Annotated in this window: 22 protein-coding genes; 8 read left to right on the forward strand and 14 right to left on the reverse strand. The window is 45.9% G+C overall.

Annotation, left to right across the window (positions count from 1 at the left end):
• Positions 1-7: 7 nt before the first annotated feature.
• Positions 8-1,354, reverse strand: coding sequence for an enolase C-terminal domain-like protein (locus LZG73_RS11665; protein WP_409014335.1), 1,347 nt, complete (start codon positions 1,352-1,354; stop codon positions 8-10).
• Between the two features lie 310 nt (positions 1,355-1,664).
• Here LZG73_RS11665 and LZG73_RS11670 point away from each other — a divergent pair, with 310 nt between their 5' ends.
• The 4 genes from LZG73_RS11670 to LZG73_RS11685 are packed head-to-tail and all read left to right on the forward strand — an operon-like array spanning position 1,665 to position 7,771.
• A complete protein-coding gene (locus LZG73_RS11670; protein WP_233849097.1) occupies positions 1,665-2,189 on the forward strand; it encodes a (2Fe-2S)-binding protein in 525 nt (174 codons plus the stop codon).
• Positions 2,186-3,181 (forward strand): xanthine dehydrogenase family protein subunit M, encoded by a 996-nt coding sequence (locus LZG73_RS11675; RefSeq protein ID WP_233849099.1) that lies wholly within the window; start codon positions 2,186-2,188, stop codon positions 3,179-3,181. Before LZG73_RS11670 ends, LZG73_RS11675 begins: the two co-directional genes overlap by 4 nt.
• Positions 3,178-5,436: a xanthine dehydrogenase family protein molybdopterin-binding subunit gene (locus tag LZG73_RS11680; RefSeq protein WP_233849101.1), complete on the forward strand. Its 2,259-nt coding sequence runs from the start codon at positions 3,178-3,180 to the stop codon at positions 5,434-5,436. The genes LZG73_RS11675 and LZG73_RS11680 overlap by 4 nt, the downstream gene beginning before the upstream one ends.
• A gap of 37 nt (positions 5,437-5,473) precedes the next feature.
• The gene (locus tag LZG73_RS11685) at positions 5,474-7,771 is read left to right on the forward strand and encodes a hypothetical protein (RefSeq protein ID WP_233849104.1); all 2,298 of its coding nucleotides are present in this window, start codon (positions 5,474-5,476) and stop codon (positions 7,769-7,771) included.
• Between the two features lie 4 nt (positions 7,772-7,775).
• Here LZG73_RS11685 and LZG73_RS11690 read toward each other — a convergent pair whose 3' ends face one another.
• The 7 genes from LZG73_RS11690 to LZG73_RS11720 form a co-directional block, all read right to left on the reverse strand.
• Entirely contained in the window at positions 7,776-8,708 is a 933-nt protein-coding gene (locus LZG73_RS11690; protein ID WP_233849106.1) for an aldo/keto reductase, read from the reverse strand.
• A 130-nt stretch (positions 8,709-8,838) separates the two neighbouring features.
• Positions 8,839-9,267 carry a hypothetical protein gene (locus tag LZG73_RS11695; RefSeq protein ID WP_233849108.1) on the reverse strand — a complete coding sequence of 143 codons (429 nt, stop codon included), beginning with the start codon at positions 9,265-9,267 and terminating at the stop codon, positions 8,839-8,841.
• Positions 9,268-9,342: 75 nt separating this feature from the next.
• Complete coding sequence (locus LZG73_RS11700; RefSeq protein ID WP_233849117.1) at positions 9,343-9,705, reverse strand: hypothetical protein; 363 nt, start codon at positions 9,703-9,705, stop codon at positions 9,343-9,345.
• Positions 9,706-9,869: 164 nt separating this feature from the next.
• Positions 9,870-10,208 carry a hypothetical protein gene (locus tag LZG73_RS11705; protein ID WP_233849119.1) on the reverse strand — a complete coding sequence of 113 codons (339 nt, stop codon included), beginning with the start codon at positions 10,206-10,208 and terminating at the stop codon, positions 9,870-9,872.
• A 188-nt stretch (positions 10,209-10,396) separates the two neighbouring features.
• Entirely contained in the window at positions 10,397-10,741 is a 345-nt protein-coding gene (locus LZG73_RS11710; RefSeq protein WP_233849121.1) for a hypothetical protein, read from the reverse strand.
• Between the two features lie 122 nt (positions 10,742-10,863).
• Complete coding sequence (locus LZG73_RS11715; RefSeq protein WP_233849123.1) at positions 10,864-12,744, reverse strand: RagB/SusD family nutrient uptake outer membrane protein; 1,881 nt, start codon at positions 12,742-12,744, stop codon at positions 10,864-10,866.
• Positions 12,745-12,753: 9 nt separating this feature from the next.
• Positions 12,754-15,969 carry a TonB-dependent receptor gene (locus LZG73_RS11720; RefSeq protein WP_233849125.1) on the reverse strand — a complete coding sequence of 1,072 codons (3,216 nt, stop codon included), beginning with the start codon at positions 15,967-15,969 and terminating at the stop codon, positions 12,754-12,756.
• A gap of 672 nt (positions 15,970-16,641) precedes the next feature.
• Between LZG73_RS11720 and LZG73_RS11725 the strand changes: the two genes are divergently transcribed.
• Both LZG73_RS11725 and LZG73_RS11730 read left to right on the forward strand, forming a co-directional pair.
• Complete coding sequence (locus tag LZG73_RS11725; RefSeq protein WP_233849134.1) at positions 16,642-16,827, forward strand: hypothetical protein; 186 nt, start codon at positions 16,642-16,644, stop codon at positions 16,825-16,827.
• Positions 16,828-16,870: 43 nt separating this feature from the next.
• Positions 16,871-17,170 carry a hypothetical protein gene (locus tag LZG73_RS11730; RefSeq protein ID WP_233849143.1) on the forward strand — a complete coding sequence of 100 codons (300 nt, stop codon included), beginning with the start codon at positions 16,871-16,873 and terminating at the stop codon, positions 17,168-17,170.
• Between the two features lie 107 nt (positions 17,171-17,277).
• Here LZG73_RS11730 and LZG73_RS11735 read toward each other — a convergent pair whose 3' ends face one another.
• The 5 genes from LZG73_RS11735 to LZG73_RS11755 all read right to left on the reverse strand — a co-directional run bounded on the left by LZG73_RS11735 (position 17,278) and on the right by LZG73_RS11755 (position 22,511).
• Positions 17,278-18,063 (reverse strand): SDR family NAD(P)-dependent oxidoreductase, encoded by a 786-nt coding sequence (locus LZG73_RS11735; RefSeq protein WP_233849145.1) that lies wholly within the window; start codon positions 18,061-18,063, stop codon positions 17,278-17,280.
• A 4-nt stretch (positions 18,064-18,067) separates the two neighbouring features.
• Positions 18,068-18,928 (reverse strand): esterase family protein, encoded by an 861-nt coding sequence (locus LZG73_RS11740; protein ID WP_233849147.1) that lies wholly within the window; start codon positions 18,926-18,928, stop codon positions 18,068-18,070.
• 51 nt (positions 18,929-18,979) lie between these two features.
• Entirely contained in the window at positions 18,980-20,401 is a 1,422-nt protein-coding gene (locus tag LZG73_RS11745) for an SDR family oxidoreductase (protein ID WP_233849149.1), read from the reverse strand.
• Positions 20,402-20,413: 12 nt separating this feature from the next.
• Positions 20,414-21,793 (reverse strand): Gfo/Idh/MocA family protein, encoded by a 1,380-nt coding sequence (locus LZG73_RS11750; protein WP_233849151.1) that lies wholly within the window; start codon positions 21,791-21,793, stop codon positions 20,414-20,416.
• 82 nt (positions 21,794-21,875) lie between these two features.
• The gene (locus LZG73_RS11755) at positions 21,876-22,511 is read right to left on the reverse strand and encodes a DUF1080 domain-containing protein (RefSeq protein WP_233849153.1); all 636 of its coding nucleotides are present in this window, start codon (positions 22,509-22,511) and stop codon (positions 21,876-21,878) included.
• Between the two features lie 161 nt (positions 22,512-22,672).
• Here LZG73_RS11755 and LZG73_RS11760 point away from each other — a divergent pair, with 161 nt between their 5' ends.
• Complete coding sequence (locus LZG73_RS11760; protein WP_233849162.1) at positions 22,673-24,391, forward strand: PAS domain-containing sensor histidine kinase; 1,719 nt, start codon at positions 22,673-22,675, stop codon at positions 24,389-24,391.
• A gap of 21 nt (positions 24,392-24,412) precedes the next feature.
• Here the strand turns inward: LZG73_RS11760 and LZG73_RS11765 are convergent, their stop codons facing one another.
• A complete protein-coding gene (locus LZG73_RS11765) occupies positions 24,413-24,703 on the reverse strand; it encodes a GNAT family N-acetyltransferase (protein WP_233849164.1) in 291 nt (96 codons plus the stop codon).
• Between the two features lie 145 nt (positions 24,704-24,848).
• On the opposite strand from LZG73_RS11765, the gene LZG73_RS11770 reads away from it, so the two are divergent.
• On the forward strand, positions 24,849-25,841 hold the full coding sequence (locus tag LZG73_RS11770) for a phosphotransferase (protein ID WP_233849192.1): 993 nt from the start codon (positions 24,849-24,851) through the stop codon (positions 25,839-25,841).
• Positions 25,842-25,845: the final 4 nt, after the last annotated feature.

Genomic DNA, 25,845 nt, shown 5'->3' on the forward strand with positions numbered 1-25,845 from the left:
TGTATAATTAATGTTCGGTTTTGAAAAAGTCGTCGTAATGTGCGGAAGGCGTTAATATGCCGCCGCTTTCCGCGTAAAAAGACTCGTCGGTCAGGTAAACGCCTAGCTGCGTGCGCACCCATGAGCCGTCTTTTCGGGGATGATAGGTCATCAGCTTTTCCCAATTTTTATAATATTGGTGTCCGTTGGTTTCCTGTAAGCCAACGCTCATGCCGGGAAATGGCTGCAACCGCGCGGCTACATTTTTATTCCAATCGACAAGAATCGGATTTACGGTCAGGTCTGCACAAAAGCAGGGCACCTTTTTTTCGTAGGCCAGCTGCGTGATTTTCATGGTCATACTGAGGGTTTTAGCAATTGCTTTGACGGCAATGGCGCTGTAACCCAGCTCAATGCGGTGTGCCGCGTCCTCAACCGTGTGTGCACTTTCGTCGGCCGCAATGCGCACGCCCAAGTCGCCCACGAAGGTTTCATTGCTTTCTTCGAACGGCTCTTCTATGACGGCGATCTGATCAAAAGCGCCAATTTTCCTGGCGTGATCCAAGAAGCGCAGCAGCGTTTCCTTTTTCTCGTAGCGGCCATTTACATCAAAGTAATACGGAATTTTGCCGTGCTGCGTGTATGAGGTTTCGTAATGTCCGATCGCCTTATGAACTGCTGTTAGAAATGCGATATCTTTTTCGATCATTTCCTGCTGCGTCCCGGCAGATCCGGTCTTTAATTTCATGATAAAATAACCTTCATCAGCCGCTTGCTTGATGCGCTCGGCCGATGTTCCGACGCTAAATGAAGGGATGCTCGCTACTTTCTGATGCTTGTAAGACAATCCCGGCTGGTAAGCCGCAGGGATCAGTTTATCAAATTGATCAATGTTGTTTTCTTTTGCGTACAAGAGCCAGGCTGCATTATCAACGCAGACCAATGCATTGAGCGCGAAGGTTTTACGCAGATCGGGATTCCCAGTGATCTTTTTGCCATAAGCAAGCACTTCGGGCAGCATATCGTCCAGTAACTGAACCGGATTGGAGAATGAAGTTCCTTTGATCATTTGCAACACCCGCTCGCTCATCGCGTACATTACTGCATTGCCTGCACTTTCCGAATGTCCAGCAAAAACCTTTGAATCCGACCAAAGCACACCCTGCGTTCCTATGCCCACCTTTTTATGCCCAGCATCCGATTCAAGCATTGCGATTGCCTGCCAGCTGTCCGTAATGGCGCTTCCTTTGAATCGGTAAGGATTCAAAGGCTCTCTTTCAAAGTTTGAATCGACATTTTTAATGCGGATTTTTTTCATGGGTTCAAGAGCGTGTAAAGAAGCGCTTGCGAGGTCAGGAACGAGCGCACTGCCCATTGCGATTACGCCCGTGCGGCTAATGAAATCGCGGCGGGATATATTTTCGTCTTTTGTATTGAACATAAATAACGGGATCCGTTGCAGGCAATTTATCTCAAAAGACTTCCAAAAGCATTACTACCCTGATCCACATTTGCTTTTTCCTTTCAAAAATAAACACATTATCGATCGCGGAAAGCCTCAAAAAATCCCACATTTGGCCAAAAGCACACGTTTTGGACAGGAATAATTTTTTATATCATTGCCCCAGCGGTTGCAATGCAATCTTCATGCGATCCGGGACCAACAACTATTCACCATTGAAAGTATGAAAAACGATACAGCTGTCTTCGAGCAGATCGCGGAAGAAAGAAGAGCATTGCCAGCATACCAGCCGGTCACGCTTGTGATCAATGGCCAAACTTATAATTTCCAACTGCAACCCTGGGTGAGTCTGCTCGATGCGATCAGGGAATATGCAGGACTGACAGGAACAAAAAAAGGCTGTGATCAAGGTCAATGCGGCGCCTGCACGGTGTTGATTAACGGAAAACGAATCAACTCCTGTATGACCTTGGCGGTGATGAAAGATGGCGAGGAGATTACGACCATTGAGGGCATTGCGGACGGTGAACGCAACCATCCGCTGCAAGATGCATTTATCGAACATGACGCTTTTCAATGCGGTTACTGCACGCCAGGGCAGATCTGCTCAGCAGTGGGAATGATCAATGAAGGCCGGGCTGACTCACTGGAAGATGTTCAAGAATTGATGAGCGGAAACATTTGCCGGTGCGGCGCTTACAACAATATCAATGCGGCGATTATGGAAGTTTTATCAAAAATGGCATGAATAGTTTTTCATACAACCGGGTCAATGACGTTGCAGAAGCTGTAACGGACCTCCACCAGCACCGACACGCCAGATTCATCGCAGGAGGCACTAATTTGCTTGACTTGATGAAGGAAAATATCATGCAGCCCGCGCATTTGACGGACATTAACCGGCTGGATCTTGCATCAATTACTGAAACAGCAGAAGGCGGTTTGCGACTTGGGGCGCTGGCCACCAATGCCGACACAGCTTGGAATGCATTAGTCGAACAGCGATATCCGCTCCTCTCCCAAGCGATTCTGGCGGGCGCTTCCCCACAGCTGCGTAATATGGCAACCAATGGGGGAAACCTGTTTCAAAGAACGCGCTGTTATTATTTTTACGACACGGCAACGCCTTGCAACAAGCGTGAGCCTGGCTCGGGCTGTTCCGCTATAAACGGGATTAACCGCATTCACGCCATTTTGGGAACGAGTTCAAGTTGCATCGCGACGCATCCGTCCGACATGTGCGTGGCGCTTGCCGCATTGGACGCGAGAGTGAATGTGACGGGAATTCAGGGCGACAGAGTTGTAGAATTTGCAGATTTTCACAGATTGCCGGGCACAACCCCGCATCTTGACACGAATATAAAAGAAGGCGAACTGGTTACTTCCATTGACCTTCCGCCAAGCAATTTTACCAAAAACATATTTTACCTGAAAGTGCGCGACAGGCAGTCCTATGCCTTTGCGCTCGTGTCGGTTGCTGCCGCATTGGAGCTGGAAGGCAATACAATCAAAGACATTCGTGTTGCGCTGGGCGGCGTTGCGCACAAACCCTGGCGCAATGCGGCATTGGAAGCGGGTTATTTGGGCAAACTAGCTTCTTCGGAAAATTTCCACGCAATCGCGGAGTCGTTGCTGGAAGGAGCGATCGGCTATGGCGCCAACACTTTTAAAATTGAATTGGCCAAACGTGCCATTGTCCGCGCATTGAATGAGGCGCTTAAATCGGGAGGAAATTTATGAAAACGGAATATATAGGAAAGCCCATCAGCCGCGTGGATGGACAGGCGAAAGTAACGGGCACTGCGGAGTATTCGGCCGATTTTAAAGTCGACGGCATGGCTTATGGTTACGTCGTATCCAGCGGCATCACAAAAGGCAAAATTGCCAGCATTGACACTACGGAAGCACTGGCGTTGCCGGGTGTTTTGCACGTTTTTACGCATGAAAATGTCTCTGGATTGCCCTGGTTTAATATCAAATATAAGGATATGGATGCTCCGTCGGGCGCGCCATTCCGCCCTTTGCATGACAACAGGATCCGTTACAGCATGCAGCCGGTGGCGTTGGTGGTTGCGGACACATTTGAATTGGCCCGTTATGCTGCGACGCTGGTCAAAGTTGCATATAAAGTGCATCCACATACAACGGACTTAATTAAAAATTTGCATCGCTCGCACAAAGCGCCGCTGGGCAAATTGGGTTATGTGCAACCCAAGTCACGGGGCAATGCGGATGAGGCTTTTGAAGCTGCTGATCACAAAATTTCAGCTTCTTACAAGCACAGCGCCGAGCATCATAATCCGTTGGAATTGTTTTCAACGACGGCAATTTGGGAAAATGAGAAATTGACCGTTTATGACAAAACGCAGGGCGTTTCCAACTGCCAGTTTTACATTGGAAACGTTTTCGGACTTGCTTATAAAGACGTGCGCGTGATTTCACCTTTTGTCGGTGGCGCATTTGGTTCGGGATTAAGGCCTCAATATCAATTATTTATGGCTGTGCTGGCCGCATTGGAATTGAAAAGACCAGTTAAGGTTGGGTTGACGAGGCAACAGATGTTTTCGTTTGGACACCGTCCGGTAACTTTTCAGCAGCTCGAACTCAGCGCAACGGAAGATGGCTCTCTGGAATCCATTAAGCATGAGGCTTTCGCGGAAACATCGATGTTTGAAAACTATACAGAAATCATCGTCAACTGGTCCGGAACAATGTATCATTGCGACAATGTGAAACTGAAATACGAGCTCGTGGACCTGGACATGTTCACCCCGCTCGATATGCGCGCGCCGGGCGCGGTCACAGGCGCTCATGCAATAGAAAGTGCAATGGATGAGCTGGCTTATGAATTGAAAATGGACCCGTTGATTTTCAGACTTAAAAACTATGCTGACGAAGATCAAAAGGAAGGCAAACCGTTTTCCAGCAAGGAGTTAATTGCGTGTTACCGGGAAGGCGCAGAGAAATTTGGCTGGACAGCCAGAAGCAATGAACCGCGGTCCATGCGTGAAGGCAATCAGCTCATTGGCTGGGGTGTGGCCACTGCTGCCTGGGATGCATTTCAAGCGCCGGCGCGGGCAAGAGCGTTTTTGTCCCTTGACGGTAAGCTTGTTGTGAGCAGCGGAACTTCGGACATTGGAACGGGCACTTACACCATTATGACGCAGATTGCAGCCGAAAGTCTCGGGGTGAAAATAGACGATGTAACCTTCAAACTGGGTGATACAGCATTGCCACTCGCCCCGCTTGAAGGCGGGTCGTGGACGGCTGCTTCCATTGGCGCGGCTGTCAAAAGTGTGTGTGAGAAAGTGAAGAAGAAACTGCAAAAACTCGCGGTTAAGACGAAAAACTCACCGCTTTATGGCTTTGATAAGACAAATCTTTTAATAGATGCGGGTTACATTACAAGCCACAACGACCCTTCCAAAACCATTTCGATCCAAGACTTATTGCGGCTTGCTGGTGTGAACAACATTGAAGAAACGGCAACAAGCGGCCCCAATATGTTCAATAAGATGAAATACACATTCAATTCGCATGCAGCAGTTTTTGCGGAAGTGAAAGTGGATGAGGACCTTGGGACTGTGCGGGTTACGCGGGTGGTGTGTGCCGTTGCGGCTGGAAGAATCCTGAATCCGAAAACCGCCCGAAGCCAGATCCTGGGTGGAGTTGTTTGGGGAATCAGCAAGGCTTTGGAAGAAGACACAAAAATGGACCATCAGTTGGGCCGCTTCATGAACCACAACTTGTCTGAATATCATGTGCCTGTCAATAAGGACATTAATGACATTGAGGTGATTTTTGTGGAAGAAAAAGATGCCATTGTAAATCCGCTGGGCGTCAAAGGTGTGGGTGAAATTGGGATCATTGGTGTCGCGGGAGCCATTGCAAATGCCGTTTTCCATGCCACAGGCGTTCGGGTCCGTAACTTGCCTATTACGATGGACAAAGTGCTTCAAATTGCAGAAGATGACACAAACCAGACAGCAGTTTAAGATGAAATAGCTATTTTTAGGGGAAGATAAACGGCATATGCAATTACTTTCCCTTTTTGAAAGCCCTTTCAAGATCCAGCTGAGCTTTGCTAAATTAATCGATGAGTTTGAAGCCCGGGCGGCCGATCCTTCACATTCCGATCATGTGCGAGCAAAAGCGCTGCTGGCAGACATTGCGCCGTTTCCTGAATTCCGGACGGGGATCACTGATTCGTCACAAATTCGCAACAATGCGCCGCTGTTGAAGCGACTTTTCGCCGATTATTTCCCTGCTGCGTTGACATTGAATGAAATTAAGGCGGTTAACATTCCTTACACCGGGATCATTTTTAACCACACGCAGCGGCTGAGAAATATTCTGGACGCTGCCGGTGCTGAGTTTGAGATCAATATCCGCGATTTTAATGACGCCGAATTTTACATTTTCAGTTGCTGCATGATCCTGAACTCCTATTATGGAACGCGACTGGATTTCGGTAGGCCTCTGTTTTATGACATTCCAACGGCCAAGGGCATTACGCGGCATTATCGTATAATGTACAACGGTGATTCCATGGACATTACGCCCTCTGAGCGCGCATTGCCAATCACTCAGGCCGATTTGGACCTTCTGATTGACAACTATAACAACCTGGAACTCTGGAAAGAGAAATTTCCTCCTGAAAGCTGGATGCTCACCGGCTTTTCAATTATGACACTTTTTGATGCGACAGTTGAAAATGCGGTGTCCACGTTTAAAGAAAAATTACTCGGTCTGAATGCGGATGATTTCCGCGAAAGTGTGGAGTCTATTTTTCAATCGATTTACCAAATCGAGGATATTCACGTTGGGTTTACACTTTATAATGCGGCACAAAAGAAGTTTCAAATCGCGGAGTTCGGCCGGGAAATGAACAGTTATATATTGCCAAAAGGTCGGGAAGTGACTGCTTCTGAGTTGCTATGCTCCTATTCTTACAATTGTTTGATCGATGAACGAAATTATTTCGCGGTTTCGGACACAGTTGAGTTTTTGAACAAATTCCCGGACAGTCATTTCGTTCGTCATTTTGATGAGCAAGGTTTTAAGAGCTTCATCGTCGCGCCGGTTGTCAAAAACGATGTGCTCTTGGGTGTTCTTGAAGTTGTTTCGCCAGACACTAAGAAACTCAACAGCATTAATGCCAACAAACTGGACGTCGTCATGCCGTTTTTGACGGACACGGTCGAAAGGCTTGTGGCCCAGGTTCAAAACCAGATCCGTGCCGTAATTCAGGAAAAGTTTACCACATTGCATCCGAGCGTTTATTGGAAATTTGAGACAGAAGCTGAGCAACTTATCCATTATCAACAAGCTGGTGCGACCTATGCTTTAAAAGAGATCGTTTTCGAAAACGTTTTTCCCATGTATGGGCAAATTGACATTAAAGGCTCTTCTGATGCCAGAAATACGAGTGCAACAGCGGATTTACAACGGCAGGTTCGTGCAGCGCTCCAATTACTGGAAGCAATTGAACGCCTCGACTCGACCAAGTCTTTTGAAACCGCAAAACAAGAACTGCGCGATTATCTGGGTGAATTGCACGTGCCGATCATAGCCACAACAGAGCAGCACATCAGGGCTTTTCTGGACAGCGACATTCACAGCCATTTCAGGCAAGTGACAGATCCGCTGTTATTGCCGGGAATCAGTCAGTATTTTGAAGAAACAAACACATTATCAGGGAGTTTTCATGATGAACGGCGCAAATATGAACGCACCATTGCCATCATAAACAACTCGTTATCCAACATTATCGACGAAAGCCAGAAGGAAGCGCAACTCGTTTTTCCGCATTATTATGAGCGTTTCAAAACGGATGGCGTAGAGCATAATTTGTACATTGGCGCTTCTATTTCGCCTTTTTTGCCATTTTATATGGAGCATTTGCATGCCTTGCGGTTCTGGCAGCTTGAAGTTTTGTGCAAAATGGAAATCGCCCATCATCACAAAATGAATGCACTTCCTTATCCACTGGACGTGACGACGCTGATATTGGTTTATCATGAAGCGATTTCCATCCGTTTTCGCATGGACGAAAAGCGCTTCGATGTGGATGGCAGCTATAATGCCCGGTTCGAAATTGTGAAGAAACGCATTGACAAAGCCTGCATCAAGCATACGAACGAGCGAATAACCAAGGCCGGTAAAGTCACGATTGTCTATTCAAATGAAGCCGAAGTGCAGGAATATAAGGGTTACATTGCCACTTTGCAGTCGGCAAAGCTGCTGGAAACGGATGTTGAGCAGTTTGAAGTTGAAGATTTACAAGGAGTTACGGGATTAAGGGCGCTTCGCGTAGGCATTGCACATTGAAATGCTAAACCGTTTCAAGATGCGCAATCATCTTTTTCCTTCCGGCTGCGTCCGGCATTCTCCCTAAGCCAGCCCCGAGGTTGTCTATCAAATGTTTGACGTCCGAAGTGCCTGGAATCGCGCATGTTACAGCATCATTGCTAACAATGAATTTTAAGAAATACTGTGCCCAGCTTTGAATGTCATAATCTGCTGCCCAGGCCGGAAGCTCCTTCCCTTTCACCGCTCGAAACAATGCGCCTTGTTCGAAAGGTTCATTAATAATGACTGCTACACCATTGTCTTTGGCGGCGTTTAGTAAACTTTTTTCTGCATTTCTGGACCGGATCGAATAGTTTAACTGCACGAAATCAACTTCCCGGGATTTAACGATCTGTTCCAGACGCGCATGTGCAGAATCCGTGTAATGCGTGATGCCAATGTAGCGCACTTTTCCCTGTGACTTCCAGTCTTTGAGCGTTTTCAAATGCGTTTCCCAGTCTTGCAGATTATGGATTTGCATTAAGTCCATTTTCTTGCGACCCATTTTTTTTAAGGAATCATTCATTTGATCGATTCCCTGCTGCTTGCCCGTCGTCCAGACTTTTGTTGCGAAAAAGAATTTGTCATTGTTTTTCAACTCGCCAGAGAGGTCACCGATCACTTGTTCAGCTCGGCCGTACATTGGAGAAGCATCGACCAGCTTGCCGCCGAGTTCTTCCATTTTACCCAAAACCTCTTTCAGCTGCGCGCGCTCCGCCGCTCCCGGACCGACATCAAACTGTTGCCACGATCCAAGTCCGATGACCGGAAGTTTCTCGCCGCTTGCAGGAATAGCGCGTTGCAACATGATTTTCTGGTTAGTTTGTGAAAGTGATGTTAACGGATCCAGCAGCATTGCACAGCTTGTAAATCCAATACTTTTGACGATTTCACGCCGGGAAAATTGCTGTTCCATGCTTATCAGGCAGAATTTAGGTTTGTGATGCTAATTTAAACAAGAATCATAAAACTATGCCCGTAACGCAAAAAAGGAGCCCGACTATCAAGTCAGACTCCTTTCCAGAACCCTCATACCCAAACTTAACCTATTTCAACTTTTCGATCGTAACGCTTACTTTATAATCTTCAATGTTAGGCGTTTGCGTGCTGATCGGGTAAGGTAGCACTTCACTTACGCTCAATGCATATTTTTGTCCGCTTAATATGAATTCCTGAGAATCCGCCTTTTTATCGCCTTTATACTCAACATTCACCTCTGCCTGGTTCACTCCGTCGGAAACGGTCAGCTTGATTTTGGCGCTTCCCATTTGGATGCAGACCACATCTTTTGGACAACGGCTGTCATTTACTTCGCGCAGATCCACTTTCAGGTCGGCGCCGGAAGTTTCGATGGTGGTCAGCTGCCGGTAAGGAACGCTCGTTACTTTCAGATCTGCTTGTGGTGTTGCATCTTCTTTCTGCTCGCACGCGATTGCGGCTACCCAGATTAGTGCGAATAAAATTGTCTTTTTCATGCTAAATATTGCTTTTTAAATACAACTAAAAGAAACTGTCAGCGAGAAAAAGGTTGGAACGTATATTCAAAAAATTTAAACTTCGAATGGCAGTTCGTATTCTTTTGTAATAGGCTTTGAGCTGCGTGTCTTAACGGTGATGCGGGCTTTCAGCGGACTTCCGAGCACGAGATAATGCTTAATGTATTGATCTTCATGAAAAGTCCAGGATTTGTCTTCCAGAAAATATTCTTCCTGATTTTGCTTTCCTGCTTTATAAGCCCATTGCTCGACGATATTTGGCTCGTAAGTTATGATTTGCCCCATACTCACGACCTGAATTCCGGGAACACCACTGTTTCCGAGCTCCGTGCATGCCTCCACGAGCACATTAATTGCTGAATTATCTTCCAAATCCTTTACTGACCATTGGTCGAGCACTGTTTTCAAATTTGCCATTGCTGATATTGATTTTTGTGTAAATGCAGATTTGGCAAATAAACAGACGAGGGTTCAATTAGCTGAAATCAGTTTATTCAACGGTCAATATGAATAATGCAAAGGCATAAAAAAAACAGCCGGGAAGTTCCCGGCTGTTTCTCACAAAAATTATCAACTAATTGTTACCCTACATTCTTTCCGTCTTTATCCAATTTCACCCTGGCACTTTCACTGCCTTTGGCTACTTGTAATTCGTAATATTCGTTGCTGCCCTCAGTTATTAAAAATGCTTTTTTTACTGTCCAGCCAGAAAACTCTTCTCCCTTAATCGTCTTCTTAATTCCTTCCGGAAGATCTTCCGGCTTTACCGCCACTTTCTCTTCTTTGGAAGTTGTCGTAGTTTTTGTGGTTGTCTCCTGCTTTGTTTCTGTTTGTGCTGCCTCAGTTGTTTGAGCATTGGCCTGAACAGAAGCGAAAGAAATCAGTGTCATGGCTACTGCCGATACTATTAGCTTTCTCATAATGAAGTTTTTTTGGAAACTTGTTTATACCGTTTCTGTGCACTTGCACATTTGAAACAGTTATAAACAGGATTATGCCAAAAGCTATAATCACCTAAAAATCAGCGTTTTGCTAAAATTCCGACATTGCGGTTGTGTCGAGCCAGATCCACGTTTTGGGGGATTTGTCTTCAAAACGACACTTAAAGCTAATTAAGAACCTGCCCATTTTTGTCGATTTTCATCCGGGACTGCTCATCCGTTTTGCGAACGACTAGTTCAAAATATTGCGATCCATCATCGGCGGTGACCAGGTAAGCGTCTTGAATCGTCCAGCCTGCGTAAGACTTGTCATTCAATGTTTTTCTCACCTGCTCAGGCAAATCCTCCGGTCTGACCTGAACACGTTTTTCGATGATAACACGAGTCGCCTGAGTTTCCGGTTCCGGTCGTTTTTTTGACTCGGTTCGGTCCGCGGAAACGACGTTGCCCAGACCGTACAAAACGGAGACAACCACGATTCCCATTTCGAGAATTATTTGCTTGCTTTTCATCTATTTGAGGCAAAATCGAAACCTGCGTTGGTTCCAATGCTATCATGGCCAAAAGTATGCCTGCCACAAACAAAGAGCAGCCACACCTTTGGGGCGTGGCTGCTTCTGCAAAATCAAAAATATTACTTGTCGTAACCTGGATTCTGGACCAACTTCGCATTACGGTTGATCTCATCGCGGCCAAACGGACGGAAATACATTTTGTCGTTCCATGTGCGGTTCTCATGCGATTTTTCTATCACCGGCGTGTAAGTATAATCGTAAACCGTTGTATCATAGTGATACGGCTCTTTCATTGTCTTACCCGGCTTAAATTTGCCAATTACCGTAATGTACTGCAACGGGCGACCAAGCGTAGTTGGAGCAACCATCCAGCGACGTGCATCATGGTAACGCTGCTCTTCGTAAGCCATTTCAATGCGTTTTTCATGACGGTATGCTTCTTTCAAAGCAGTGCCAGTCACTTTCAATGCAGGCATACCAGAACGGAAACGGATTCTATTCAACCAAGTCAAGGCAAGCGCTTCCTGACCCAATTCAATACTCGCTTCAATGTAGTTGAACGCGACCTCAGTTGTACGTAAAAACGGCCATGGAATATTCTGGCGATCTGTATTGTCATACAATGCAGGGTTTGGATCAATGAATTTACGCATGTAATAACCTGTGCGGCTACCATTCCAGTCTTCAATTGAGCTGCTGCGGGTATCCAATCCTTTGCGGTTGATCAAAGCACCTTTGTCATCCAAAAGGTCATAAGCGCCTGTCTGGATCTGGTTTGCAGGATCTTTCGCATCCGAAGGACGTGGTTTCCAATCTGCGCCGTCATACATGATTGTTGCGTAGAAACGTGGATCGCGGTTTTTGTAAGGAGCAGCTTTGTGCACTGGGTTTGTCCAGCTGAAAGGCGTTCCGTCCATCAATTCGTAATCATCAACCAATGTTCCGATCGGCGTGTTTCCAGCCCAGTTGTGATAACCGTTTGGACCGTTGTTCAAACCGGTCTGACGCGCACCTTCGCTAAGGCTTGGTGTAAAATAACGGCCGAAAAGGATTTCGTTTGCAGCAGAGGCGTCAAGTGTTTTATCACCGCTGGCGCCGCCCATTGCAATTGAAATGTAGTTGATTCTTCCCTGTGCAGCCGTTACCGGAGCAGTCAGATTAAGTTTGTAACCACCATCTGTTGCATCCAATGCAGCTTTTGCAGCAAGTTGTGCAGCCGTCCACCGCGCTTTTCTATCTCCCGTAAGATAACCAAGAAATTCAGGGTTAGGATAAGCAGCAAGCACAGTTGACTTTGCTTTTGCAGTAGGCATATCATGCAAATCGCTGGCAGCGTATAACAAAACCCTTGATTTCAAACCCAACGCCGCAACTTCACTTGCCCGGCCTTTTGGAAGTGTTTTGCCTTTTAGTAACAAAGCAGAACTATCTAGGTCAGTAACGATGCGGTTTACGCATTCTTCGAATGTGTTACGTGGTACTGAATAGTCTTCATTCAGGTTATAAACCTTTGTGATGATCGGAGCAGAACCGTAATACCGAACCAGTTGGTGATAGTAGTAGCCACGCAAAAAGTAAGCTTCTCCCATCAACCGCGCTTTCAGTGATTCATCCGCGAATGTTGCAGTCTGCAAGTTTGTAATGGCAATGTTTGCAGCGCGGATACGCGTATACATTGGTCCCCAGCCGTAGGTGTCATCCACCCAGCCCAGGTTCGAAGGACTCAAACTTCCTTCATTCACCGTATTAATGTTTCGGCCTGTATGGGTAAAAACAGCTTCATCAGTCAGGGAAGCGAGCATTTGCTCACCTAAACCACCTTGCTGAAGACCAGCGTAAATTCCCGTTACAAATCCTTCGGCTAATGCGCCGTCTTTCCAAACTTCTTCTGCCGGAATTTCAGTAGGAGGAGTTACGTCCAGAAATTCCGTGTCGCAAGACACCAGCCCGATTGAGCCCAATGCTGCAAAAAATATCCAATGTTTATAATTCAGTTTCATTTCTAATTCTTAAAAAGTTACACGTACACCTGCATTAAGTACTCGCGACTGCGGATAGTATTGTCCGTTTGTGCTAGTTGCTTCTGGATCCCAGATTTTGATCTTGTCGATTGTGAACAGGTTAAGTCCATTAACATACACCCTCAAATTACCCAAACCAATTTTGCTTCCGATTTCAGAAGGCAGGTTATAGCCTAGCTCGATGTTCTTAAGACGCAGATAATTGTTGCTTCTCAGGAAGTAAGTGTTGGCACCGGCATTGTCAAAATTGGTGTAATATGTGTTATTTCTGTTAGCCAATCTTGGCTCTGTTGAACTTGGATTATCGATCGTCCAACGGTGATCGTAAGCATATTTCAGATAGTTACCAATGTCACCAGATTCAGTTTGTCCGATGTATTGCAACCCTCCTAACGTTCCCTGGAACAGGATTGACAAGTCAAATGCTTTGTAACCAAGGTTGATCGACGCACCGCCAGTGAATTGTGGACGGTTTGTTTTCTCAGATCTCCTTTTGTCGTCAGCTGTGATTTTGCCATCACCGTTCAAATCCTGGAATTTCATGTCACCCGGACGGATAGAACCTGTGATTCCGCTGTAATCCAATGGGTTGGCATCAACTTCTGCCTGATCCTTGAACACGCCATCATATTGGTAAGCAAGGAATGAGTTATAAGGCATTCCTGTTGTGCGCTGGTAAGAAGGCGCTCCCGGTGTTTCATCCCAGAATTTGATCTTGTTTTTGGCATAACCACCATTCAAGCTAACCGAGTAAGTGAAATCATCCGAGCTTCCATCGTAGCTCACTTTGAATTCCCATCCTTTGTTTTGCAGTTTACCAAGGTTTTGAGGAGGAAGTTTTCCATCAATACCCGCGCTTGAAGGCGTTGAACCTGCTTTCGGGATCAGAATGTTGGAACGGTTGTTGACAAAATAGTCAAATTCGAAAGCAATTCTGTCACGGAACAATGTTCCTTCGATACCGAAGTTCATATTGTTGGCAACCTCCCAAGTGAAGTCTTTGTTGGCAACGCGTGTTTCAAGCAAAGTCTTCGCAACCTGATCGTTGATTACGTAAGAACCAAAGCCCATTGTTGACAAATACTGATATTCAGCAAGGTTTTCTGTTCCGATGAAATATGGCTCAGCACCCATTTGTCCCCATGAACCGCGGATTTTCACGTTGTTCACGAAAGTGACATTGTTCTTCCAGAAATCTTCTTCCGAAACACGCCATCCCGCAGAAACCCCTGGGAAAAACCCGAAACGGCCATCTTTTGGAAATACGTAAGAACCATCCACACGCCACAAGAACTCTGCAAGGTATTTTTCTTTGTAGTTATATCCGGCACGACCAAAATAGCTCAAACGTGCACGACGGAAAAGATCGAAGTTGTCAATGTTTTGTTCCGCTGTTCCACCTGCAAAAAGTTGGTCAACCACCGGTGAAATGAAATAGCGGCGATATGCAAAGAATCCATCTGCGTCAACTTTTTCACGCTGAATACCAGCCATTACATTGAAGTTGTGCGAGTTGATGCTCTTCTCATATGAAACCTGGCCGGTCAACTGGATCGAAAGTTCCTGGGAAGCACTTTCCGTCAAGCGTGGATCGCTGAATGTCGAGCGAACCGTTCCTGTCAGCAATGGAGAAGTTCCGTCTGCTTCGAAGGTTTTCTTATCCCAGAAATAAAGCGTCCAAGGTTTCTGGAAAGATTTCTGACGACGCAATTGTTTGTCAATCGCAGCCATTGCATTTACTTTCAAGCCTTTAACACCAGGAATAAGGATTTCAATAGCGCCGTTTGTTTGAACGTAGTCGCGTTTGTCATGATTATAACCCGTTGTGTTTGTTGTAATAACAGCAGGGTTTTGACCATTCTCGATATCAGGTCCAGGTCTTCCGTCTGGCCAGATCGCGATTTCAGTTGGTTTTCCGCGCATTAACATACGGAAGATGTCACCCGCGCCGCCACCATTTGGGAAACGACGGAACTCTTCACGAAGCGTCAAGCCCAGGTTTGCACTTACATATTTGTTGATTTTTGTATCAAGGTTGATACGCATATCATATTGCTTGTAGCCCGTTGCAGAGTTCACATAGTTACCTTCCTGGTTGATGTGACCGAGCGAAGCAAGATATTTAATGTTCTCGCTACCACCTGTAAGCTGCAAGTTGTGACGTTGCTGCGGTGACCATTTACGGATCACGCTGCCATACCAGTCTGTATTTGGGTGAATCAACGGATCAGATCCATCCTTGAATTTTGTAATGTCATCCGGTGTAAAAACTGCGTTTAACACATTGCCGTTGTCTGTTCTGGTATAAGCTCCGTTCGTGTTAAAACCTTGCAAAGCACCATCCCATTGTCCGACTGGAAGGTTGTCATAGATCTGCAATTCGTTACGGATCGTGGCATATTCAGCAGCATTTGACATCGTTGGCGTACGCGTTGGTTGTCCCATACCCATGTTGAAGTCATATGACAACTGTGGTTTTCCGGTTTTACCTCTTTTTGTTGTGATCAAGATAACCCCGTTACCAGCGCGTGAACCATAGATCGCAGCCGCCGCATCTTTCAAGACAGAAACGCTTTCAATGTCAGCAGGATTCAAACGGTCCAAACCACCGCTACGGTTGGGAACACCATCCACAACGATAAGTGCGTTGCTGTTACCCAGCGAGTTAGTTCCACGGATACGGATGGCAGATCCATCATAACCCGGCTCACCACTGCCTTGTACCGCAGATACACCCGGCAGACGACCGCTTAATGTGTTGGAAAGGTTGGTCGCAGGCGCTTTTGCCAACTCGCCACCTTTAACCGCTGTAACTGAACCTGTTAATGTTGCTTTTTTTGCTGTTCCATAACCCACAACCACAACTTCATCCAAAGCTTTAGTGTCGGCAAGCAACTTAACATCAAGGCTCGTTTTGTTTCCCAGTGCAATTTCCTGGGTAATGTAACCAATAAAAGAGAAAACCAAAGTGCTTGTTGCGGAGGCATTTACGGTGTAGTTACCTTCCAGGTCCGTGACCGTTCCGGTAGACGTCCCTTTCACCACAACACTTACACCAGGCAGACCCTGTGACTGCTCATCATTGACTTTTCCCTTTACCGTAACATCCTGAGCAAATGTAGCGGCCGTGACAGTGAACGTCAGTAAAAGGGAAAAAAAGTACCGGCTTAGGCCCCGGCCTTTTTCAGGTTTAGAAATCCCCATAAATAGAGTATAGATTGTAGATAGTTAAAAAAATAGTTAATGGTAAAATCTTTATTCGCTGAGCGCTCTCAGGCATCGTTAGGGTTCGTAAAATTGCTGTGTCTTTTTTACACAATTATTTCAATAAAAAAATTGTAATGTCCTATTCGTTACAATGCATATTTTTAGCTGTGATTATCATGTTAAAAAATTTTGAGGAATTGTAGCAAACTGACACTTTCGCCGCTACATAATTATCCGTTTAAGAAGTTCGATTCTGATCATGGGCAGTACAAAAAGATATGATATTATTCACATAAACAAGCTTTCCTGCTTTCTGACAATGTTTTCTTCGAAAATAACCAAAGGTTACTTCACGTATAGTCATTAACCGTGTCCTGCCGACACTTAAAGATTTCTGATTCCATGAATTTGCGAATACTGATTTTGATGGTTCCTTCACTAAATCGAACAACACTTAACCAAGCCATCGGCGACGACATTGCCGCCATGCAAAAAGACAATTCTAAAACTGCCCCGAGAATAACATAACTACCGGTTAATTGATTTTATTATGTTTATTAAAAAAATATTTATACAAGTTATAAGCAGCGCTGATAGGGTTACATTGAGAATGGATTTATTTTTGCAGGAAGATTTATTGTGATTACACACATATTAAACTTGATTGAAATGAAAAATGAAGCAAACGAAACACAGTCGCTCAATACGCCCTTGAACGGAGGGATTGCAAGTGGCCTCCTACTTGGAGTTATTGGCGGGCCGGTTGGCGCACTAATCGGCGTCATCGTTGGCGCCATAGCCGGATTTTATTACGACAAAAAAGAAAATGCGCTAAAAAACAAATCCGTACAATAGCGCATTACCTTTTTTGATATTACACACACCTCCCCCATTTTAAATGGACAAGTATTTTAATGCGTTGGCGATCCCAATAATCACAGCGCTCGTTGGCGCTATTACATATGTTGCAGTGATCAGCAAAAGGAGCGGCCTCAACAATGTGACTGAAAAAGAAGCCATTCTCGTCATGCTGGACGTCGGCGGACTCAATGCAGCAGTCCGCATTGTAATGTTGGCTTTAAATTCAGAAACTGTTATTGACAGCAACATTGACCGTATTTATCTTGTAATTGGCGCATTTATGACTGCGCTAATTTCCTACAAAGACCTAATCAGCAGATTCAAAGCCAATCATTAAGACATTACACTTCATTCATCGCAACGGCGACCGCTCATCCATCGCAGTGGCGAACACTCATTCAATCATTCAATCATTCATCGCAGCGCGACCGCTCATTCAATGATTCAATGCGCCGTCCACCCGCCGTCAACAGTAAGTATGGAACCTACCATGTAACTGGCTGCTTCGCTGGCCAGGAAGATGGCGGCGCCCTGAATTTCTTGCAGGTTGGCCCAGCGCTGTAATGCTGTTGCGCCTATGATGATGTTTCGCGCTTCATCGCTGTCTTTGATGGGAATGTTCATTTCTGTGAGGAATGGACCGGGGCAAATGGCATTGACGTTTATACCGAAAGGTGCCAGCTCCATAGCAAGCGCACGCGTCATCTGTACCACGGCTCCCTTGCTCGCTGTATAAGGCGTCCTGTTGGCAAGCCCGACGAGGCCTAGCGTGCTCGCAAGATTGATGATCTTCCCGCTTTTCTGCCGCTTCATCATTGGCGTAACCGCACGTGACGCAAGCCACGTGCCATTGACATTCACTTCCATAACCTTATTAAAATCCGCAGGGGGAAGCTCGTCGATAGGACCGCGAATGTTTATCCCGGCGCTGTTGATCAAAATATCAACTTTACCAAAAGCGTTGGTCACAAATTCGACCATTGCCTCCGTTTGTTCCAGGCTGGTAATGTCCGCTGCAAACGACTTGACCGTAGTTCCGAAAGCCGCTGCAAGTTCCGTTGCACTGCTTTCGCCGTCCGCTGCATTGCGGTTGACGAGCACGATATCCGCTCCTGCCGAAGCCAGTCCGGCCGCCATAGCCAGACCGAGCCCCTTGGAACCACCCGTGATGACCGCGACTTTTCCAGTGAGATCAAACAGCTTAATGCCTGGCAAAGATGAAATTGACATATAATTAATATTGGTGAAATGCCTGTGAAACGAATTCAAGCACTTTTGGTAGCGATTCGCGCCAGTAAGTCCAATTGTGCGCACCTTCTCGCACGCGATATTCGTGCGGGATCTCTTTCTTTTTCATCGCAATGTGAACCAGACTGTTGCCTTCGTACAGAAAATCATCATCACCGCAATCAATATACCAGCGAATGGCTTTTTTCTGATCGTCCTTGATGTTGTTGATCAAAGCGAGCGCGCTGTGGCGGTTGTAATAGTTGGTAACCACAGAATCCTGTATTTCCGGATTGTTTCTAATCAGATTTTTCTTGGCATCTTCAACTGTGATCGGACCGGCAGATGCGCTTAACGGACAAGCTGACGAAAACAGCTCGGGGTGGTGCAGCGCGTACATGAATGTGCCGCCGCCTCCCATGGAAAGTCCGGCAACGGCCCTGAATTTTTTCTGCGCCTTAATTCTGAATTTCTTTTCAACATGCGGCATTAATTCCTGGAAAAAGAAATCTTCATAGTTCCAGTCGCCTTTGACATCATTAAAATATCCCCTCCTACCTGTGTCGGCATCGGGCATGACAATGATCATTGGGGTTGCTGTTCCTTCACGAATGGCTTTGTCAGTAATGTTGAGCACTTCGCCAAATTGCACCCACCCCGTATGATCGTCGCCGGCGCCGTGCAACAGATAAAGCACAGGATAACTTCGCTCCGAAGTTGCATAATCGGGTGGTAAATAAATGGCGTATTTTCTTTCAGATTTGAGCAGCTTACTTGGGACGGACAGGTTGTCCATGACCTTGCCAGTTTGTGCAAAGCCCGCCATTGCCATCAAAAGCAGTGAAATTGTAATGGTAATGTGTTTCATTCTTCGATTGATTTGGGTTTAGAGATCATCGAAGTAGAAAGTAACGCAGGGTCACACTTTACCCGCTATGTTGGTGATCATTCCTTTGAAAATGAATGCATGAAAAGGCAGCACGGAATACCAATAAAGCCGGCCAAGCAGTCCCAATGGCCGGAATGTGGCTGTTTGACGCAAAATATTATTTTCATCCAGACAAAATTCCAGCCATGCTTCGCCCGGAAGTTTCATCTCCGCATACAGCAAAAGTCTCTTTTCTTCCTTGCTCGCAAGGAGCACGCGCCAGAAATCCAGCGGATCGCCGGGATAAATTTGCTCCGGATGCCGTCTTCCTCGACGCAGCCCAACGCCGCCCGTAACCTTGTCCAGAAATCCCCGAATTTCCCAGAGCCAAGTCCCATAATACCAGCCTGTTTTGCCTCCAATAGACCAAATCCTTTTCAAAACATATTCCGGATCATCAACTTTCAATTCTCTTTTATCAATAAAACAACCGTTGGTGGGCACTTGCATGTAGCTGGAAATCCCTTTGGAAAGTGCGGCACTGGTTTGTGCGCCCGTCCAGCTTGACAAAACCTGGTTCTGTTCTATTTTATCAAAAGCCATGCTGATGGCTTGTTCATAACCAATGAGTTTAATGCCAAGCCTTTGCGCCAGATCATTGGGCCTGCAAACCACTTTCACTTTCATGCTGTGAACAAGATTCGTGGCGAGCGCGTAGGAAGTGGATGTAACAAAATACAGCCAGTAAGAAGACAGTTTTGGCGTCATCACGGGCACAACCAGAATACGTCGTTTAAGCCCGCGAACCTTGGCGAAGATGAGCAGCATTTGCTTGTAAGTCAGCACATCAGGGCCGCCAATGTCAAAGCTTTTGCCATAGGTTTCTTCCAAAAGCAATGTCCCGGTGAGGAAATCAATGACATTCCGGATCGCTATGGGCTGACATTGTGTATGCAGCCAGCGCGGAGCGATCATCACGGGTAATTTTTCAATCAAATCTCTGATAATTTCAAAGGAAGCGCTGCCAGAGCCAACGATTATGCCCGCTCGAAGTGTTGTCAGGGCATAATGATCCGATTTCAGGATTTCCTCAACATTCTTTCTTGAAAGCAAATGTTTGGAAAGGTCCTCTTCATTGATAATCCCGCTCAGGTAAATGACTTGCCTGGCATTTGTTTCAGAAATGCGCTGCTTGAAATGCTTGGCCGTAATGCCTTCCAATTCCTCAAAATCCTGTCCGCTCGTGGACATAGAATGGATGAGATAATAGGCGACGTCAATGTCGTGTGGAATGTTTGCAAGCGTTTCTTCACGAAGAAAATCCACTTCTAAAACAGTTGCGTCAGGGAACTGCTGCGCATTGAAACGCTGCTTATCCCTGACGCAACAATAAACCTGATGGCCTCCTTCCAGCAGCACCGGAAGTAATCGCTGCGCAATGTATCCGGTGGAACCAGTCAGAAGGATTTTCATTTGTTTGTACGTTTATTTCTTCTTTACCTTCATCGCAACCGGATCCCAGTTGATGATCTTTTTGGAAAAATAACTTTCATTGCAAGCCAACACCGGAGCGGCCGCGCGGAAACCGAAAATCGGGTCTTCAACCGTGCCTACGCTTCCTTTTTTAATGTTGTCAAAAAAATCTGCGAAGTGATTGGCGTGCGCATCGTCCTCTTTTGGCGCCGTGAATTTCACCTCTTTCACCGGATCTGCTTTGCGGGTGTCTTCGGGATATTGGGCATCATATTGTTTCTTAAACTCCTTTTGCTCGCTTTCCGAGAAGGTGTTGTAACTGTCATAACCTCCAAATCCGGGCGCTTTTGGCAGCTTTTTCTTGGTTAGGACGAGGTTGTTTTCGGTAAATTCAATCTGTCCTTCTGTTCCAATAATTCGCGTGTTATTAGCGATTGCGCCCGCATTGGCAAAATTCACGCGCAGCACCATTTGAAAATTAGCGTGAATGTCTGTTTTGGGATAATCCAGAATAGAAACCAGCACATCCGGAACATCGCGGCCATCTTTCCAATAACTCAACTCACCGGATGACATGATGCGCTCGGGTCCCAGGGAATTGGTCACAAAATGCACGCCAGTAATCAAATGCACAAATAAATCGCCGCCTACGCCAGTTCCGTAATCCCTGTAATTTCTCCAACGAAAAAAGCGCTTGGCTTCAAAAGGCACTTTGGGTGCATCGCCAAGGAATTGATCCCAGTCCAAAGTCGTTTGTGAAGCATCCGTAGGAATGGAGTAATTCCAGGCTCCTATTGAATTGAAACGGTCATTATTGGATTCTACATAATTGATTTCACCAATTTCCCCAGCTTGAAAAAGCCTTTTTGCCTCTCTAAATGACGCTGAACTAATGCGCTGACTTCCAACTTGCATTGTCTTGCCGGATTTTTTCCAGGCGTCAATAACAGAAAGTCCTTCATTGATATGGTGCACCATTGGTTTTTCACAATAAACGTGCTTTCCAGCTTGTAATGAGGCTTTTGTAATGTGGTCGTGCCAATGGTCTGGCGTTACGATCAACACAGCGTCGATGTCTTTTCTTTCCAGAATTTGACGATGGTCGCGCGTTGTGAAAATGTCTTTACCAAAAACCTCTTTCACGTGCGTCAGGCGGCCGTCGTACAAGTCTGCCGCGGCGACAAATTCAGCGTCCGGCGCACCGCGCAGAGCAGCTTTTGTGTCCTGATGACCCTGGATTCCCATGCCGATAGTGGCGAAGCGGATCTTGTCATTCGGACTGATCTTTTTGAGATCTTTAATGATGTTAAAAGGTTTGGCAATGCTTTCAGTCGCGATCAAAGCTGAGGCAGCTGTAATGTTCCTGAGAAACTTCCGGCGGGTAGGATTCATTTGAAATAAGAATAGGATGTTACATTGTTATTAATTTCTCTAAAATAGCAAACCAGCCGCATTTATCAGCAGCAATGGCGGTCTATAATTCTTCTATATAGATGTCTTTATAATAAACTTTGGCCTTGCCACCCCCGTGAATTTGCAATCCAATGATGCCTTTTTGTGGGATGGATTTGTCAGGTTCTGTATAATCCACGGTCTGTTTGCCATTTAGAGAAATGCGGATGCGACCGTTTTCACTGCGCACTTCATAATCATTCCAATCATTGAGTTTCACCAGTTTGAGCACTTCCGCAGAGTCCGGGGCAATGAGGGTTTTGTTCCTGCGGGATTCGTCATAAAGGCTCGCCCAGAATTTGGCACCCAGATCTGCCTGATAACCAATCATTTCGTAGTCCGGATCTTTTGATCTTACGCTATTGAACTGAACGCCTGTGTTGATAAAGCCTTCCCGACCCGTCAATTTGAATTTCACATTGAGGACGAAATTTGAATAGGTTTTTTTAGTGCACAGAAAAAAGTTGTGCGGAACTGTTTCTTCCAGCGAGCCGCCGGCAATGGCGCCATCCTCAATTTTCCAGGTTTTGATCGTATCGCCTTCCCAGCCATTGAAAGTTCTGCCATCAAAAAGTGAGACGCGCTTTTTTTGCGGGACAAGCATGAAGCCCGTCAGAATCAGAAATAAAGCGGGTAAAGAACGGATTGATATTTTCATCGTGACGAAGTTAATTTGTCCAGGTTTTGGTAAAAGTCAGCCCGGGATGTTGTTTACTATAACCTGTCTCCATGTTGCTTTACAAGTAATATGCTTATTTTTACCGAACGGTTAACCTTGCGGCTTTTACAAAAGCTAAACAACAACTGGACCTAAACAACATGATCGATACGTTTCGCGACAACAAGGATCTCACAGAAAATAGTCTATCAGAACAAGCGCGCCTGGAAAACGAGGCAAACCTGCAATTTGCGCTTACTGCGGCACAATTAGGCACCTGGAATCTCGACCCTGCAACTGGCATTATCTCCTTCGACGAACGTTGCCGCCAGCTTTACGGCAATCCGCCCGAAGCGATTTTGCAGTATGAAACGATCATTCAACACATTCACATTGAAGACCGCGACAAGGTTGTCACGGCCATTCAAAACGCGCTGGACCCTGAAAAAAGCAGCGTTTACGATATGCGTTACAGGACAATCGGTGCGACAGATAAAGTTTTACGCTGGCTGCATTGTGTTGGAAAGGCATATTTCGGAGAGGACGGCCAGCCTTATCGCTTTGCCGGTGTTTCCAGAAATATAACCGAAGAAGTTGCTGGAAAAGAGCGCATTGCACAAGCTAATGAACAAGCTGCCGCACATCGGATCGAGTCTGAAAACCGGCTTAGGGTAAGCGAAGAGCATTTGCGGACGCTGATCGAGCAAGCTCCTGTTGCAACTTCCATGTTTGTGGGCAAAGACATGATCATCGAATTACCCAATGAGGCGATGCTGAAAATTTGGGGCAAAGGCGACAGCGTCATTGGCAAGCCATTGCGCGAGGCACTTCCTGAATTGGAAAGCCAGCCTTTTTTACAGATCCTGGATCGCATTTACGAGACTGGCGAGCCTTATGCCGCGTTTGGAAGTCAGGCGGATCTGATGATCAACGGAGCGCTGGAAACATTTTATTTCGATTTTACTTTTAAGCCCCTGCGCAATTCGAGCGGGGAAATATATGCGATCCTGGACATGGCCGTGGACGTGACCGAGCAAGTGAAATCGCGGCGGGCGCTGGAAAAAAGCGAAGAACGTTATCGCCAGCTCGCCAACGATCTTGAACTAAGAGTGCAAAAACGAACAGAAGAACTGCACCAGGCCAATCAGGAACTGATCAACTCCAACAGCAATTTGCAGCAGTTTGCCTACGCCGCAAGCCATGATATGCAGGAGCCGCTGCGCAAGATCCAGTCTTTCAGCTCGCGGTTGCAGACGGTTTATGCAAAAGCATTGGATGATAATGGCATTTTCATGCTCAACAGAATCCAGGACGCTTCAAAAAGAATGTCAAGCATGATTGACGATCTGCTCGCCTATTCCCGACTGACCACCCGGGACAGCGCGTTCGAGGAAGTGAAGCTGGATAAAATTGTTGCGGGAGTGATTGCGGACCTGGAATTTTCAATTGAAGAGCAAAAATCAGAAATTAAAGTCGGGCCGTTGCCGACGGTCTGGGGAAATCCGGCACAGCTTACGCAACTGATTCAAAATCTGCTTAGTAATGCCATCAAATACAGAAAACAGGATGTGCATTCGGTTATCGAGATCCAAGGCTCAGACCTTGATGATGACGAATTGGCTAACATGCCGCGGTTGCTTCCCAACCATGCGTATTCGTGCCTGGAAGTGCGCGACAATGGAATTGGTTTTGATGAAAAATACCTGGATCGGATTTTCCAAATGTTCCAGCGGCTGCATGGACGCGGTGAATTTTCGGGCTCGGGCATCGGCCTTTCGCTCTGTAAAAAAGTTGTTCAAAATCATCACGGCCACATTACGGCTAAAAGTGAACCCAATCAGGGCTCAACTTTTATTGTTTATCTGCCCAAGCCGCTATAACGGTTAATCCAATCCTGACGATTATTTGCGCCAGATGTCCTCATAATCGTCAGGTCGTTTTTTAAACTGGACCTGAACATATTCGCAAAGCGGGACCACTTGCAGCTCCTTGCTTCTTGCATAAGTTACCATCTCGTCGAGCATGGCTTTCGCAAGTCCTTTGCCTTCCATTTCAGGGTTGACCTCCGTATGATAAACCGTCAATGCAGTCTCGCTCACGCCGACAACCATTTCTCCAACTTTTTTCCCCTCTTCTTCAACAACAAAAGCGCCTCTCCCACGCGCATCCAAATTCAATTTTACCTCACTCATATAGTTTGTTATGTTACCAATTAATCGTTTTAACCTGCCGACAAATAAGTCAACTCATCATTACAAGCCAAATTGATGCATATTCAAATCAAAAGCAAGTAAGTTGCGGTGAATATCTAATTCGCGGCCCAAAGCAAATTTTCCTATGTCGCATTTCCCTGTCACAAGCTCCAATTTGTCCACCATTCACCTGGGTGTTTTTTTGCAGGAAAAATATTTTCCTTCTTCGCAGGTAACATGCAAATTATTAAAAGCCGGCATTAGCCACACTTATCTCGTCAATGCTTCCGCCGAAAAATACATCTTTCGCATTTACACATTGGGATGGCGATCCGAAACGGAAATCAATGAAGAAATGCGTCTGCTTTTGCATTTAAAGGAGAATGACATTCCCGTTTCTTATCCGATTGCTGACGCTTCGCAAAATTATATACACACTTTCAATGCACCCGAAGGCGAGCGTTTTGGCGTAATGTTTTCGTTTGCGTCCGGCGATAAGCAGCTCAATTATTCTCCTGATCTGCATTATCAAGTCGGCACATTGATGGCGCGCATGCATGCGTGCACACAGAACTTTCCGCTCAATCGAGTCACTTATTCAAAGCAGGAAATATTGATCGACTCCTTAAATCAAATCGAAGCATTTTTGCCGGGCGAAAGTGAAGAAATGGCGTTTCTGCAATCTGCGCAGCGACATTTAATTAAAATTTTTGATGAGGCGGATGACAGTCAGTTAAGGAAAGGAGCAGTTCATCTGGACATCTGGTTTGACAATCTCGTCATTGATAAAAACAACCAGGTAACATTATTTGACTTCGACTTCTGCGGAAATGGCTGGCTTTGCCTGGATCTTGCGTATTATATTTTACAAGTGCACAGCGTCGAGAAAGATCCGGAGGAATGCTGGGCTAAGGTGCGGCAGTTTTTGGAAGGCTATGAATCGGTCACCAAAATCTCAGCAGAGGAAAAGAGGATTATTCCGATGCTTGGCGTGAGTCTCTATTTCTTTTATCTGGGCATCCAGTCCCAGCGGTTTGACAACTTTTCGAATGTATTTTTTAATGATGTTTATCTGAAACGTTTCATCAACATTTTGGTAAAAAAATACTTTGAAACGGCCCAAACAATGAAGTTGTAAGTAA

Origin of the sequence: Dyadobacter sp. CY326, from assembly GCF_021390515.1 — a bacterium.
GTDB lineage: Bacteria > Bacteroidota > Bacteroidia > Cytophagales > Spirosomataceae > Dyadobacter.